The organism is Pseudomonas sp. GM_Psu_1 (assembly GCF_026544185.1).
Classification (GTDB): Bacteria; Pseudomonadota; Gammaproteobacteria; order Pseudomonadales; family Pseudomonadaceae; genus Chryseomonas; species Chryseomonas oryzihabitans.
Genome location: NZ_JALNUX010000002.1, coordinates 136,024 through 149,787, shown reverse-complemented (window position 1 = coordinate 149,787; position 13,764 = coordinate 136,024). Strand labels below are relative to the sequence as shown.

Sequence of the window (13,764 nt, the reverse complement as noted above, 5' to 3'; positions counted from 1 at the left end):
ACCCGTCGCCCTTACTTGGACATCGCAGCGAAATCGAAGACCTGCTCGAGCATGGGGTTGAACACGTACCCCTTCACCGCGGCGCGCATCGGCACCGTGTAGGCCTTCTGGTAGAGGTAGGCGTAGGCGGCGTCGCCCACCACGATCTTCTGGGCTTCCTGGTACAGCGCCTTGCGCTGGGCCACGTCACTGACGCTGGCGGCGTCGCGCAGCAGCTGGTCCACCTTGGGATTGCTGTAGAAGGCGCGGTTGCCCGCCAGCCCCGCATTGGTGCTGTCGAACCAGAAGTTCATGAACATGTAGGGATCGGCGAAGTCCGGACTCCAGTTGCCGATGGCGACGTCGAAATCGCCCTTGCCCAGGCGTTCGCGGAAGGTGGCGTTGGCCAGCTTCTCCATCTTCAGGTTGACGCCGAGGGTGCTCAGGCCGGCTTGCAGGGTCAGGCCGATGGGCTCCCAGGCAGGGTCCTTGTCCGAGTAGAGGAATTGCAGCTCCCGCACCTTGGGCGCCTTGCCCAGGGCGGCCTGGGCCGCTTCCAAGTCCTGCCTGGGCATTGGCAGGCTCGGGTCATGCCCCCACATGCCGTCCGGGATCGGGCCGTTCATGAGCTTGGCCTTGCCCATGGCGATGCCTTCGACGATGCCCTGGTAGTCGAGGGAATCGACCACCGCCTTGCGCGCATTCACATCGTTCATGGGCGCGCGCCTGTTGTTGAGGTAGAGGTAGGTCACCCGCAGCGAGGGGTAGGCGGTGGTGACGAAACCGGACTTCTGCGCCAGGGCCTTGACCTGGTCTTCGGGCAGGTCCTCGATGATGTCCAGGTCGCCCTGTTCCAGTTGCAGGCGGCGTACCGAAGGCTCGGCGATGATGCGGATCACCACCTGCTTGAGCGTGGGTGCCTTGCCGGCGTAATGCGGGTTGGGCTCCAGGGTCAGCGACTGGCCCTTCTGCCAGGCGGCCAGGCGATAGGCGCCGGAGCCGGCGGTATGGCCGGCCAGCCAGGCGTCCACGTCCTTGCCGTGGGTGCTGGCCACCTTGGGGTTGATCACGCTGGCGCCGTCGTGGGCCAGGGCGAAGAGGAAGGGCGCGAAGGGCTTCTGCAGGGTGAATCTGATCGTCTGCGGATCCACCACGGTCACCGTCATGTCCGCCGGGAAGATGCTGGACGGGCCCTGCTTGAGCTTCATCAGGCGCTCGACCGAGAACTTGACCGCCTCGGCGGTGACCTCGCTGCCATCGTCGAATTTGTTGCCGGGCTTGAGGGTAAAGGTCCACACCAGGTTGTCGGGGGAGACGGTCCAGCCGCTGGCCAGGTCGCCCTCGACGTCGGTGCTGCCCTTGCCGTCTTCCACCTTGTAGCGCATCAGGCGCTGGTAGGCCGGATAGGTCACGGTCCAGTCGTTGTTGTCGAAGGTCACACCCGGGTCGACGGTCTGCAGATCCGCAGGCTTGCCGATGACCAGGGTGTCGGTCGCGGTGGCGGCACTGGCCGGTTGCCAGGCGCCGAGGCCCAGCAGGGAAACCAGGGCGAGCACGCGGGACGCCGATGAAACGCAGGTGCGCGAAGACGAGAACATGCCGGTACCTCGGATTGTTTGGGTTTATGGGTGTTTCGGCAGTGGGCAAGGTGGTCGAGCGAAGGGCTCGCGGCGCCGGATTCGAATGACCCGGTCGCCGGCAGGATCAGTTCAGCAGGGCGGCGAGTTCCTCCGGACTGAGATGGTGGTAGTCGATCAGCGCATAACGGCGGGCGTCGGGCAGTTCGAAGTGCCACCACTCGCTGGGGATGAAGGTGAAGCCGGCGCTCTGCATCACCCCCAACAGCAGCAGGCGGTTGCGCTGGGCCGCGGCGGGCACGGCCGGATTGAACAGGTGCGACAGCTCGCGCATGTCGTCGAAACCGGTACCCATGTCCAGCGGCGAGCCGGCTTCGTCGAGCAGGGTTACGTCCACCGCCACACCGCGGCTGTGGTGCGAGCCCTGGGCCGGGTCGCTCACGTACTGGGCATCCGGCAGCACCCGCCAGAGCAGTTGCTGGGCATAGGGCGGGCGATAGGCGTCCAGCACCTGCAGGCGCAGTCCGGCCTGTCGGGCCAGTTCGCTGGCTCTGTGCAGGTAGATCGCGGCATCGCGGTGCAGCAGGCAGTGGGCATCCTGGTAGAGGACCTTGCCCGCGAGATTGTCGGCGGTCGCATAGACGAGGTGGATGTCCACGCCGTAGCGGTGGGCGTCGATCTCGACGAGTTCTGGGTGGTTCACGGTAGGGGGGCTTCCTTGAGGTGAAGAGGGCGGCCTGGGCTCATTCGAATTGACCGAAGCGCTGCTGCAGGACGCGGTTGCTGGCCAGGCGCTGCTCCAGGGCATCGCCCGAGCGATCCGCCACCGCCGACACCAGCAGGTTGAGCAGGCAGGCCAGGGGCGCCAGGGAGTCCCAGAACTGGTCGACCTCCAGGCGCAGTTGCAGCAGGTCGGCCGGATAGTCCCGCGCCCAGGGGCAGTGGTAGTCGGTGATCAGCGCCATGGGCAGTTCGGCATCGCGGGCGGCCTCGCAGAGCTTGCGGGTCACGCTGGAATAGGCGCGAAAGTCGGCGACCACCAGATAGGGGCGGGTGAAGCCGCTGTTGAAGATGTCGGCGTAGGTGCCCGACAAGCCATCGACGTAGAAGGCCTTGGGACGGATGTATTCCAGCAGGCTGTGGAAACTGCCGAGCACCCCGCGGGTGGTCTGGATGCCGGCGATGAAGACGGCGTCCGCGCCGGTCAGCTGCTGGACCACCTGTTCGAACACCGGGCCGCGGGCCAACTGGTAGACGTCCTCAATGGCGGCGAGCTCGGCGGCCAGGGAACGGTCCAGCGCATCGCTGCGTCCGCTCTGCTGGCGAAAGGCACTGAAGCGGTCGGTGATGCGCCAGGCTTCCAGGCCTTCGTCTCTCAGGCTCTGCTTGACGTCGTCGAGGTTGCGATAGCCCAGCGAGCGCAGCAGCCGACCCACGGAGATGCCGGTGGTGTTGGTGCGCTGGGCAATGCTGTCGGCGGTCTCGAAGGGCAACTTCTCCGGATTGGCCAAGAGGTAGCCGGCGACGCGTTTGCCAGTGGGGGTGAGGTCGGCGAAGGCGCCTTCGAGGGCTTGGAAGAAAAGTGGCTTGGTCACACCAGATAGCCTGCGATGTTATCGAGCTGTCATTAAGAGCTCCGTTGTTCGAAAGCTAACATCGGTTTTCCAGGCGTCGCAAGCGGCGACACGCCGGTTGTTACCCAAGTGTCGCAAAGCGGGATTTGGGGTCGTTAGGAGATAAGCCAGTAGCGGCTCAACGGCTCGGAAGGAGGGTGGCGGCGTCCCGAGCGAGACGCCGCGGCACAGCCGGAGGTCAACCCAGCGGCGACTCCATGTGCGAGGTGCGCTCGACGGCGCCGTAGCGATCGCCGACCGCATGGGCACGTTCCAGCAGGATCTTTAGCTCGGCCAGGTCCTGGGCGATGCGGGTGCCAGGGTCGCGGCGCAGCAGCCGGGCGAACAGATGGCCGAGGCGACCGGCTGGCGGCTCGTAGGCCATGACCGCCGTCACCTCGGTACCGCCGGGCACGTCGGCGAAGCTGACCCAGCCCAGGTTGTTCAGGCCGGCGTAACCGCACGAGCGCCAGCCGATCAACTGGCCGGGGATGTCGTCGGTGACTTCGGCGTCCCATTCGAAACGCCCCATGGGTGCCTTGACCACCCAGTGGGAGTAGCGGTCGTTGAGCACGTCCACGCGTTCGATATGGCGCATGAAGATCGGCAGGTTGGAGAAGTCGCGCCAGAAGCGATAGAGCTCATCGCGGGGGCGGGCGATGACGACCCGGCGGGTCTGGGAGGCCGCCGAATGCCAGGCCAGCGAACGGCGGACGTCGCGTTCGAAACGCACCTTGGTCAGGGTACTCTTGATTGAGCAGTGTCCGCGCAAGCCACGTTTCAGCAGCCAGGCACCGGTGGCGCCGGTCAGCAGGCCGAGCAGACCGCCACGCGCCAGGCCGCGGCTGATCAGCAGACCACCGCCGGCCACGGAGGCCAGGCGTTCGACGCCCTTGATAGCAGCGGCGTCGCGAGGCGGAGGAGCGAGAGGGGGAGTGGGGGCATCTAGGTGCATGGCAGATTCTCCTTTAGCTGTGGAAAAGACCTGCCCAGAGCCCCCGCCGTTCCCTAGCCGGTCAGGCCCAGTACCCGGAAGACGAAGGCGTATTCCAGGGCCACGTCGCGCAATGCCTGGTAACGCCCGCTCATGCCGCCGTGGCCGGCGCCGAATTCGGTCTTGAGCAGGAGCAGGGGCGCCTGATCGGTCCGCCGCTCGCGCAGCCGCGCCACCCACTTGGCGGCTTCCCAGTACTGCACCCGGGTGTCGTGATAGCCCGCCACCGCCAGGATGGCCGGATAGGCCTGGGCCTTCACGTTTTCATAGGGCGCGTACCCGGCGATGCGTACGCGCACTTCCGGCTCGTTCGGATCGCCCCATTCGTCGTACTCGGTCACGGTCAGCGGCAGATCAGGCTTGAGCATGGTGTTGAGCACATCGACGAAGGGCACCTCGGCGATGGCGGCGGCATAGAGTTCGGGCCGCTGGTTGACGACCGCGCCGATCAGCAGGCCCCCGGCGCTGCCACCGCTGATGACCACCTGTTGCGGGGTCGTCAGGCCCTGTTCCAGCAGATGCTCGGTGCAGGCGATGAAGTCGTCGAAGGTGTTCTGCTTGTGCTCCAGCTTGCCGCTGCGATACCAGGCTTCACCCAGTTCGCCGCCGCCGCGGACATGGGCGATGGCGAAGCGCACGCCGCGATCCAGCAGACTCAGGCGGGCGTGGGAGAACCAGGGATCGAGGCTGTGGCCATAGGCGCCGTAGCCGTAGAGATAGAGCGGCGCGCTCTGCGGCAGGTCGCGACGACCGACCAGGCTGACGGGGATGCGGGTGCCATCGGCGGCGGTGGCCCACAGGCGGCGGCTCTCGTAGGCGTCGGCGTCGAACGGGCCTTCCACCGGGACCTGCTTGAGCACCCGCTGGGTGCCGCTGGCCAGATCCAGTTCGCGGATCTCGGCGGGGCGATTGAGCGCCTCGTAGCGCAGGCGCATGACCGGACTGGCGAATTCCAGCACGTCCATGGCATCCAGGCTGTAGACCTCGTCCGGCAGGTCGACGCGATAGGGCGCCTGCCCATAGGGGCGCACCTCCAGTATCGGCAGTCCGGCGGTACGCAGGCTGAGCACCAGGGCGTGGGCGCCGAGGCTGGCATCCTCCAGCATCACCTCGGGGTCGTGGGGCACCAGCAGTTGCCAGTGCGCGCGGGTGGGACTGCTCTCGGCGGCCTGGTAGAGGGCGAAGTTGATGCCGTCCTGGTTGCTGCGGATGTACCAGCCATCGACGCCATGATCGGGAAAGTACTCGTGACCTTCCTCGCGTGGGGCCAGGCAGACGAAGGCCTCGTCCGGCCGGTCCGCGTCCAGCACCCAGGCTTCGCTGGTGGTCTTGCTGTGGGACAGCAACAGCAGCTTGCGCTCTGAGCTCGAACGATAGCAGCCGAGAAAGAAGCGCCCATCGGTCTCGTGAAAGACCAGTTGCGGCTCGGCATCGCCCAGGTGATAGCGATAGAGCTTGTGCGGACGATGGGATTCGTCGCGCTCGCCAAAGAACAGGGTACGGCTGTCGTTGGCCCAGGTCAGGCTGCCGTCGCATTCCTCGAAGGGCAGTTCGGTCACCAGGCCGGTGGCCAGCTCCTTCACATAGAGCCGGTAGGTCTCATCGCCCACCTGATCGAGGCTGTAGGCGAGGCGGGTCTGGTCCGGGCTGATGGTGAAGCGGCCCACGGAGAGAAAGCCGCCGTCGGCGATGGCATTGCCGTCGAACAGCAATTCCTCGGTCGCGGGATCGGGCGTCAGGTCGCCATTGGCCGGGCGGCGGCAGCGATAGTTGCGGCCGTATTCGTCACCGGCTTGGGTACGCTGATAGTAGAGATAGTCGCCGCGGGGGACGGGCAGGGACAGGTCCGTCTCGCGAATGCGCGCGCGGATCTCCTCGAACAGCTGCTCGCGCAGGGCGGCCTCGGGTGCCAGTTGGGCTTCAAGGTAGGCGTTCTCGGCCTCCAGGTGCGTCAGCACCTCGGGGGCGTCACGGTTTTCCAGCCAGACGTAGGGATCGTCGCCAGGGGCGCGGCGGGCAATGGGGGCTTGGGTCATGCGGGCTCCTTGGGCGCCGCGCAAAGACACGCGGGCGGGGCAAAACCGCTATCATAGGCTTCTCCTTTCCGCTATCGCCATGGATCGCAATGACCGAGCAAGAGTACCTGATCGCCTGGGCCGTCTACGCCATCGCCGCGCTGCTGTTGTTGGTGGTGTCTTTCAAGGCCACCGGCTGGCTCTGGCGCTGGCTGCGCGAACCCATCCGGCTGGTGGTGGCCGTGCTGCTGGTGACGCCGGCCCTGGTGGACGCCGAGCATGGCCTCTATGCCCCGGCCATCGCCGTGACGGTGCTGGACCTGGTATTCAAGGTGGGCAACAGTGCCTGGTCGGCGGTGGCCAACCTGGCGGCTGCCGGCACCATCGGCGTGGTGCTCTACCTGATCTTCGTCCTCTGTCGCTGGCTGTACCGCCGCTCCCATCCGCGTCCCGCGCCGGTCGTCGGCGAAGGGCCGACGGATGATCCGCAACCGGAATCGCCGATGACCCCACGGACCCCGGCAACCCCAGTCGAGCGCCGCGAACCCCGGGGTCGCAGCGAGCGCGTCGAACCCCGTCTGTAATCCAGGCTTGCGCCCAGGACGTGACCCCTTCAGCATGATTGCGAAGGGCAGCGGCTGCAGCCGCCGTTGAACCAGGCAGCCACCCCGGAGGGACGGACATGTGCGAATTGCTGGGCATGAGTGCCAACGTGCCCACGGATCTGGTCTTCAGTCTCCAGGGCCTCATGCAGCGGGGCGGTCGTACCGGTCCGCATCGGGACGGTTGGGGCGTGGCCTTCTACGAGGGCAGGGGCCTGCACCTGTTCAAGGATGCCCTGCCAGGCGCCGATTCCGAGGTGGCCAAGCTGGTCCAGGGCTACCCGATCAAGAGCCACACGGTGATCGGCCATATCCGTCACGCCAACGTCGGGTCGGTCAATCTGGCCAATACCCACCCCTTCGTACGGGAACTTGGCGGCCGCTATTGGAGCTTTGCCCATAACGGCCAGCTGCAGGATTTCCATCCCGAGCCGCGTTTCTACCGGCCGGTGGGTGATACCGACAGCGAGACGGCCTTTTGCAGCCTGCTGGACCAGGTCCGCGAGCGCTTTCCCGAACCCGTCCCGGTGGAGATGCTGTTGCCGCAGCTGGTGAATGCCTGCGACGGCTTTCGCAAGAAGGGCGTCTTCAATTGCCTGCTCAGCGACGGCGACTGGCTGTTCAGCTTCTGCACCACCAAGCTGGCCCATATCACCCGCCGCGCCCCCTTCGGTCCGGCCCAGTTGCGTGATGCGGAAGTCCATATCGATTTCAAGGCCGAGACCACGCCCAATGACGTCGTCACCATCATCGCTACCGAGCCGCTGACCTCCGACGAGGTCTGGACCCTGCACCAGCCCGGGGAATGGCATCTCTGGTGGGATGGCGAGATCGTCTCCCAGGGTCGCGTCTAGACAGGAAGCCACTTCACGATGCTGCGCAGTTATATTCGTCTGCTGTTGTTCACCCTGGCCTTGCTGGTAGGGGTGCAGATCCCCGGCTTCATGCTCGACTACGAGCAGCGCGTGGATGCCCATCGCCTCGAATCCGATCAGGCCCTGAGCGGCTTCAGACGGACCGCGCAGCAGTACTTCGAAGGCAATCTCGACGGCTTGCTGGCGCATTACCGGGCCAGCGAGGATCCGGTCTTTCGCAGCGACGCCGACAGCCTCGGCGTACTGCTGCGCCGTAATGCGCTGTTCAACGAAGAGTGGCAGGCGCTGCAGGGTCCCTGGTACCAGCGGGCCTGGCACATCCTGGTACGGCCCAACAGCGAACTGCGCGACGAGACCCTGCAGCAGTATCGCTATCAGGTAGTGCTTACCCCCGAAGCCATCGGCTGGGGGATAGGGCTGGGCTTGGCCCTGGCGATAACGGTGGAAACCCTCGCGCTCTGGCTTTCAATCCTGCTCTATCCGCGGCGTCCAGCCCGGCGGGTTTCCTAGCCTTCAAAAAAATTTCACGTTTTCAGGCGTTTAGCTGAAAAAAGGGCTTGACGCTAAAGTCCCGCGCTGTAGAATGCGCACCCACAGCAGGCACGTAGCTCAGTTGGTTAGAGCACCACCTTGACATGGTGGGGGTCGTTGGTTCGAATCCAATCGTGCCTACCAAACAAAACCCGCACTGCTGGCGGGTAAGAAAAAAGGCGATCCGAAAGGGTCGCCTTTTTTCGTTTGGGGTTTTATTGGGGGGTGGCAGCGGTGAGGGCTTCAGATGGGTCCCGGCGACATACTGCTCGGCCCTGGCCTTTGCCTCGGCGAAGGCGAGGCGCTAGGCGTCTCGCTGTCGGGCGGTCATCGGCCAGGTGAGCGCAACGAACGCCATTCCGCCACCCACCAGTAGCAGCGCTGCACTCAGGCTCCAGTGCTGCGCGACGAAGCCGATCGCGGCCGGACCGATGAGAATGCCGGCATACCCGATGGTGGTGATCGCTGCAATGGCGTGGCTTGCCGGCATCCGGGTCTGCCGTCCGGCGGCACTGAAGAGCACGGGGACGATGTTGGAAGCCCCGAGGCCAACCAGCAGAAAGCCTGCGAAGGCAAAGGGCTGGGTGGGTGCCAGGACCGCCATCAGGAAGCCTGCCGCGGCGAGCAGACCGCCGCCTACGACCACTTTCAGGCCGCCCAGCGTCTTCACGATCCAGTCGCCGGTCAGGCGGCCAATGGTCATCGCCAAGGCAAATACCGTGTAACCGAAGCCGGCCTGCGCCGGGTCGACGCCATGCGCATCGATCAAAAACAGGGCGCTCCAGTCCAGGATCGCGCCTTCGCCGAGAAAGATCAGAAAACAGAGCAAGCCGATGAAGGCGACGATCCCGCGCGGCAGTGTAAACAACGGGGTATGTCCGGCGTCATGATTGCCGTAGGGCAGCAGACCCTTGATCGAGACCGCGAGTAGCACGATCAGCAGCGCGCTGAACACCAGGGTCGCCACCAGCGGTTGGATTCCAGCCCCCAGCAGAACGCTCATGCCGCCGGCGCCGACGATCCCGCCGACACTGAACAGGCCGTGGAAGCCGGACATCATGTTGCGACCGCTGTCCTTCTCGACCATCACGGCCTGAATGTTGATCGCGACGTCCAGCGCGCCAACGCTTGCCCCGAACAAGGCCAGGGCGATGGCCATGCCGAAGATCGAATCGGCGACGGCAAGCAGCGGCAGCACCAGGGCAAGTGCTACCGAGCTGGTCGCGATCACCGCGCGACAGCCGAAGCGGCTGGCGAGGATGCCGACGATGGGCATCGCGACAATGGATCCCAGGCCCAGGCAAAGCAGGAGAAGGCCAAGCGTCGAATCATCGGCGCCGATCCTCGCCTTGGCGACGGGCACCAGGGGTGCCCACGCGGCCATGGCAGAACCCGCAATGAGGAAGCCAGCGCGGGTCGCCCATTGCTCGATCGCTCCCGAAGGCTCTTGGGCGGCGAGTTGCACGTGTTGCATTGGATAGGCTCCGGATAGGGTGACAGGAGGAGTAATCGCACCTCATACCAGTGTTAGCTGATCATGCATGATTAAGCAAGAATGCGCACAATCGTGCATATCAAGGCTGTATTTGCAGCCCGTGTAGGCCGTGCCTGATCCGGGTGGGTTAGAAGCTGGCTGGCATCGAGGTATCGGCAGGACCGGGTGGCTCTGCCTGCGGGGAGGGGGTGGAAGCCTGTGCGAATCCGTGGGCGGGCGGAGTCTCAGCATGGCGACAGGCTCAGGTGCATTCGTGCACCGGCGGCCTCTCCTGCAGCGGCAGTCCATGGCCGGCACCTTGAAATTCAGGCGCCGGCGGCTGTGGACGGGTCCCGCCGAGGCCCGTGCGGGAGGGGTAGGGTTTGGGTCAGCTGGACCTGGTAACAACATCCGCATCGGTGGCGGGTAATGGAAAGGGGCGATCCGAGAGATCGCCCCTTTCGTGTCTGGCTGCTCCGCACGCTGGGATCGAGGCGGACTAGCCGGGCATCGGGTCTTTTAACAGGGCGACCCTGCGATCGCCCTGTTGCCCCTGCCAAGCCATCAGCTGCTCGGGGTGACGGTCTCGGTGAAGGAGCCTGCCGGCTGCAGCCCATGCTTGTTCGCCGTGAAGTCCAGGGCCGTCGAGGCGTAGCGCACGCCATCCTGAACCTGCTTGAGCGTCAGGTTGGCCTCATAGAACTTGTCGCTGGCCAATTGCTTGGCCGCCTGGTCGACGTCCGTCATGGTCTGCTTGAGCGGTGCCAGGGCGATGGCCGTGTCGATATCCACATCGGCCAGGCGCAAGGTTTCTGCAGCACCCTTGGCGTCGCCATGCTTGAGTTTGTTATTGGCATCGGCCACCGCCTTAACTTTCTGCGGGCTGGCCATGTAACTGTCCTGTACTACGGTATCGCCCCAGATGGGTAACCAGGACGTTACGGTAGTGCTGGTATCGGCCTTGCCCTGATTGTCCTTGACCTGCAATTCGCTCGCGGCTTTTTTCAGCGCGGTATTGTCCGATTGCGCAAGTTTGAGTGCCTGCTGGGCGTCCTTGACATGGGATACCGCCTGCTTCGTTTGCCCCTGGAAGAGTTCCAGGCGTGCGGCGGAGATGTCGGTAAAGGCCCGTTGTCCCTGGGTGGACAGGGCCTGGAAGCTACCCAGTTCGTTTGCCGAGGGGGCTTGGTTCGCGGCGATGGCCGCAGATGAGCAGGCGGCTACGATGGCGACGACAAGCATGCTCTTTGCCAGTTTATTCTTGACGTTCATTTGCTGCCTCCAGCGGATATGCAATTGAAGTAAGGCTATCGCTCAGGTACCAGAACCAGGTTCTGCAGTGCCTGGAATCGATACTCCGCCGTATCGCTTAACACTGGATTAATAGGTGCGGGGCTTTTCTTGAATAGCCGCTGAACAAGTTGGCACAGCTAACTACGCGTGATCTTTCCGCGCCTTGATTGAAGTGCGGAATTGATCGGGTCGGGCGTGAGTCTGGTTTGCGCGTTAGAACTTTCCGGAAGTGCGAATAAAGGTTCTGCCGATTGCTCGGGAGGGTGTGACCGCGTGCCTCGGTCGTGATGCCCGGGGTTTTCACGTAGACTGGCGGACGATTTTTCTTGGGGCTTCGTTGCTTCGCCAAGGCGCGAGCAGGGGTCCGTTACCGCGAGGAGAGAGTGATGACGCAGGGTGGTGAAGGGCGGCAGATCGGTAAAGGCGGCTGCCTGGGATTGATCCTGCTATCGATCCTGTTCGCGGTCGTGGTCTTCGGCTCCATCATCTATGTCTATCGCCACAATGCGACGCCGGCCAATCGGGCCAACGAGCAGCAGGCCATCGATCAGTGCCTGGCGCGGGCCAATGCCCCGGAAACCTCGCCGGCCGATCGCCAGGCGCTCATGGAAAATTGCCAGGAAATGCAGAAGCAGTTCCTCAAGAAGTACCCCGACGCGGCCCGTTGAGCCGGCGACTGTTCCTCTCGAGGTTGCGCCAGGTCTCAGTTTCTGAAAGGATTTCCGTCCCAAACTTTCCAGTGATCCTTTCGCGTCGCCCGGAATGCCTTGCGGCCCTGCCACTGTGCGGCGGGATTTCCAGCGGTGCGGCTGCTTACTGGCCAATCCCACCATGTGGCCCTTGGTATGGGTCACCACTGAGTTGAGGAGGCGCCATGCCTGTCATTACTCTCCCCGACGGTAGCCAACGTCCATTCGACAAGCCCGTCACCGTAGCCGAAGTCGCCCAGTCCATTGGTGCCGGTCTCGCCAAGGCCACCATCGCCGGTCGCGTCGATGGCCAGCTGCGCGATGCCAGCGATCTCATCGAGCAGGATGCCAACCTGCAGATCATCACCGCGAAGGACGAGGACGGCCTGGAGATCATCCGCCACTCCTGCGCCCACCTGGTGGGTCATGCGGTCAAGCAGCTGTTCCCGACCGCCAAGATGGTCATTGGTCCGGTGATCGACGAAGGCTTCTACTACGACATCTCCTTCGAGCGTCCCTTTACCCTGGATGACCTCTCGGCCATCGAGACGCGGATGCGCGAGCTGATCGACAAGGACTACGACGTCATCAAGAAGATGACGCCGCGCGCCGAGGTCATCGAGGTGTTCAAGGCCCGGGGTGAGGAGTACAAGCTGCGCCTGATCGACGACATGCCCGAGGAGCAGGCCATGGGCCTGTACTACCACGAGGAATACGTCGACATGTGCCGGGGCCCGCACGTGCCCAACACCCGCTTCCTCAAGGCGTTCAAGCTGACCAAGCTGTCCGGCGCCTACTGGCGTGGCGACGCCAAGAACGAGCAGCTGCAGCGCATCTATGGCACCGCCTGGGCGGACAAGAAGCAGCTGGCGGCCTACATCCAGCGCATCGAGGAAGCCGAGAAGCGCGACCACCGCCGCATCGGCAAGCAGCTGGATCTCTTCCACTTGCAGGAAGAAGCGCCCGGCATGGTGTTCTGGCACGCCAACGGCTGGACCGTCTACCAGGTGCTCGAGCAGTACATGCGCAAGGTCCAGCGCGAGCACGGCTACCAGGAGATCAAGACGCCCCAGGTGGTTGATCGCATCCTCTGGGAACGTTCGGGGCACTGGTCCAACTACGCCGAGAACATGTTCACCACGGCCTCGGAAAACCGCGACTTCGCGGTCAAGCCCATGAACTGCCCCTGCCACGTGCAGGTGTTCAACCAGGGGCTGAAGTCCTACCGCGACCTGCCGCTGCGCCTGGCCGAATTCGGTGCCTGCCACCGCAACGAGCCGTCCGGCGCCCTGCACGGCATCATGCGCGTGCGTGGCTTCACCCAGGACGACGCCCATATCTTCTGTACCGAAGAGCAGGTGGAGAAGGAAGCGGCCGATTTCATCAAGCTGACCCTGCAGGTCTATGCCGACTTCGGTTTCACCGACGTGATCATGAAGCTCTCCACGCGCCCGGCCAAGCGCGTCGGCTCCGAAGAGCTGTGGGATCGCGCCGAGAAGGCTCTGGCCGATGCGCTGGATGCCTCGGGTCTGGAGTGGGAATACCAGCCGGGCGAGGGCGCCTTCTACGGGCCGAAGATCGAGTTCACCCTCAAGGACTGCCTGGGTCGTAACTGGCAGTGCGGTACCCTGCAGTACGATCCGAACCTGCCGGAGCGCCTCGACGCCAGCTACATCTCCGAGGACAACAGCCGTCAGCGTCCGGTAATGCTGCACCGCGCCATCCTCGGCTCCTTCGAGCGCTTCATCGGCATGCTCATCGAGCACTATGCCGGTCTGTTCCCGGCCTGGCTCGCCCCGACCCAGGCGGTGGTGCTCAATATCACCGACAAGCAGGCCGATTTTGCCCAGCAGGTCGTCGGCGAATTGAACGCTGAGGGCTTCCGGGCCAAAGCCGACTTGAGAAACGAGAAGATCGGCTTTAAAATCCGCGAGCATACTTTGCTCAAGGTTCCCTATCTCCTGGTCATTGGAGACCGGGAGGTTGAGACACGATCCGTTGCCGTGCGTACCCGTGAAGGCGTTGATCTGGGCTCCATGCCCATCGAGCGTTTCCGCGAGCTGCTCACGCAAGCGGTTTCCCGGCGTGGCCGGCAAGATTCGGAGTAATCACTATCAAGCAG

General features: G+C 64.3%; 12 protein-coding genes and 1 tRNA gene. 6 read left to right on the top strand and 7 right to left on the bottom strand.

Annotated elements, in window-relative coordinates; genetic code table 11:
• Positions 1-11 precede the first annotated feature (11 nt).
• From OXS31_RS03395 to OXS31_RS03375, 5 genes are all read right to left on the bottom strand, one after another.
• A complete protein-coding gene (locus OXS31_RS03395; RefSeq protein ID WP_044342416.1) occupies positions 12-1,577 on the bottom strand; it encodes an ABC transporter substrate-binding protein in 1,566 nt (521 codons plus the stop codon).
• A 106-nt stretch (positions 1,578-1,683) separates the two neighbouring features.
• On the bottom strand, positions 1,684-2,259 hold the full coding sequence (gene ddpX, locus OXS31_RS03390) for a D-alanyl-D-alanine dipeptidase (protein WP_267397942.1): 576 nt from the start codon (positions 2,257-2,259) through the stop codon (positions 1,684-1,686).
• Between the two features lie 40 nt (positions 2,260-2,299).
• Complete coding sequence (locus OXS31_RS03385) at positions 2,300-3,151, bottom strand: MurR/RpiR family transcriptional regulator (RefSeq protein ID WP_267397941.1); 852 nt, start codon at positions 3,149-3,151, stop codon at positions 2,300-2,302.
• Positions 3,152-3,368: 217 nt separating this feature from the next.
• Complete coding sequence (locus OXS31_RS03380; RefSeq protein WP_044342419.1) at positions 3,369-4,124, bottom strand: SRPBCC family protein; 756 nt, start codon at positions 4,122-4,124, stop codon at positions 3,369-3,371.
• A 53-nt stretch (positions 4,125-4,177) separates the two neighbouring features.
• Positions 4,178-6,199, bottom strand: coding sequence for a S9 family peptidase (locus OXS31_RS03375; RefSeq protein ID WP_267397938.1), 2,022 nt, complete (start codon positions 6,197-6,199; stop codon positions 4,178-4,180).
• 89 nt (positions 6,200-6,288) lie between these two features.
• On the opposite strand from OXS31_RS03375, the gene OXS31_RS03370 reads away from it, so the two are divergent.
• From OXS31_RS03370 to OXS31_RS03355, 4 genes are all read left to right on the top strand, one after another.
• On the top strand, positions 6,289-6,762 hold the full coding sequence (locus OXS31_RS03370) for a hypothetical protein (RefSeq protein WP_027596906.1): 474 nt from the start codon (positions 6,289-6,291) through the stop codon (positions 6,760-6,762).
• 98 nt (positions 6,763-6,860) lie between these two features.
• The gene (locus tag OXS31_RS03365; RefSeq protein ID WP_027596905.1) at positions 6,861-7,634 is read left to right on the top strand and encodes a class II glutamine amidotransferase; all 774 of its coding nucleotides are present in this window, start codon (positions 6,861-6,863) and stop codon (positions 7,632-7,634) included.
• Between the two features lie 18 nt (positions 7,635-7,652).
• Positions 7,653-8,165 (top strand): DUF2937 family protein, encoded by a 513-nt coding sequence (locus OXS31_RS03360; RefSeq protein ID WP_027596904.1) that lies wholly within the window; start codon positions 7,653-7,655, stop codon positions 8,163-8,165.
• An 88-nt stretch (positions 8,166-8,253) separates the two neighbouring features.
• Positions 8,254-8,330, top strand: a tRNA-Val gene (locus OXS31_RS03355).
• A gap of 160 nt (positions 8,331-8,490) precedes the next feature.
• Here the strand turns inward: OXS31_RS03355 and OXS31_RS03350 are convergent.
• On the bottom strand, positions 8,491-9,660 hold the full coding sequence (locus tag OXS31_RS03350) for an MFS transporter (RefSeq protein WP_267397937.1): 1,170 nt from the start codon (positions 9,658-9,660) through the stop codon (positions 8,491-8,493).
• A gap of 564 nt (positions 9,661-10,224) precedes the next feature.
• On the bottom strand, positions 10,225-10,932 hold the full coding sequence (locus tag OXS31_RS03345) for a YfdX family protein (protein WP_042135821.1): 708 nt from the start codon (positions 10,930-10,932) through the stop codon (positions 10,225-10,227).
• A gap of 407 nt (positions 10,933-11,339) precedes the next feature.
• On the opposite strand from OXS31_RS03345, the gene OXS31_RS03340 reads away from it, so the two are divergent.
• A complete protein-coding gene (locus OXS31_RS03340) occupies positions 11,340-11,621 on the top strand; it encodes a hypothetical protein (protein ID WP_007159203.1) in 282 nt (93 codons plus the stop codon).
• Between the two features lie 206 nt (positions 11,622-11,827).
• Positions 11,828-13,750, top strand: coding sequence for a threonine--tRNA ligase (gene thrS, locus OXS31_RS03335; protein ID WP_027596901.1), 1,923 nt, complete (start codon positions 11,828-11,830; stop codon positions 13,748-13,750).
• Positions 13,751-13,764 lie beyond the last annotated feature (14 nt).

What these genes read in the sequence shown, in the direction of transcription:
- OXS31_RS03395 (WP_044342416.1), bottom strand. Translation starts at nt 1,577, where the DNA reads ATGTTCTCGTCTTCGCGCACCTGCGTTTCATCGGCGTCCCGCGTGCTC.
- OXS31_RS03380 (WP_044342419.1), bottom strand. Translation starts at nt 4,124, where the DNA reads ATGCACCTAGATGCCCCCACTCCCCCTCTCGCTCCTCCGCCTCGCGAC.
- OXS31_RS03375 (WP_267397938.1), bottom strand. Translation starts at nt 6,199, where the DNA reads ATGACCCAAGCCCCCATTGCCCGCCGCGCCCCTGGCGACGATCCCTAC.
- OXS31_RS03370 (WP_027596906.1), top strand. Translation starts at nt 6,289, where the DNA reads ATGACCGAGCAAGAGTACCTGATCGCCTGGGCCGTCTACGCCATCGCC.
- OXS31_RS03365 (WP_027596905.1), top strand. Translation starts at nt 6,861, where the DNA reads ATGTGCGAATTGCTGGGCATGAGTGCCAACGTGCCCACGGATCTGGTC.
- OXS31_RS03360 (WP_027596904.1), top strand. Translation starts at nt 7,653, where the DNA reads ATGCTGCGCAGTTATATTCGTCTGCTGTTGTTCACCCTGGCCTTGCTG.
- OXS31_RS03350 (WP_267397937.1), bottom strand. Translation starts at nt 9,660, where the DNA reads ATGCAACACGTGCAACTCGCCGCCCAAGAGCCTTCGGGAGCGATCGAG.
- OXS31_RS03345 (WP_042135821.1), bottom strand. Translation starts at nt 10,932, where the DNA reads ATGAACGTCAAGAATAAACTGGCAAAGAGCATGCTTGTCGTCGCCATC.
- OXS31_RS03340 (WP_007159203.1), top strand. Translation starts at nt 11,340, where the DNA reads ATGACGCAGGGTGGTGAAGGGCGGCAGATCGGTAAAGGCGGCTGCCTG.
- thrS (WP_027596901.1), top strand. Translation starts at nt 11,828, where the DNA reads ATGCCTGTCATTACTCTCCCCGACGGTAGCCAACGTCCATTCGACAAG.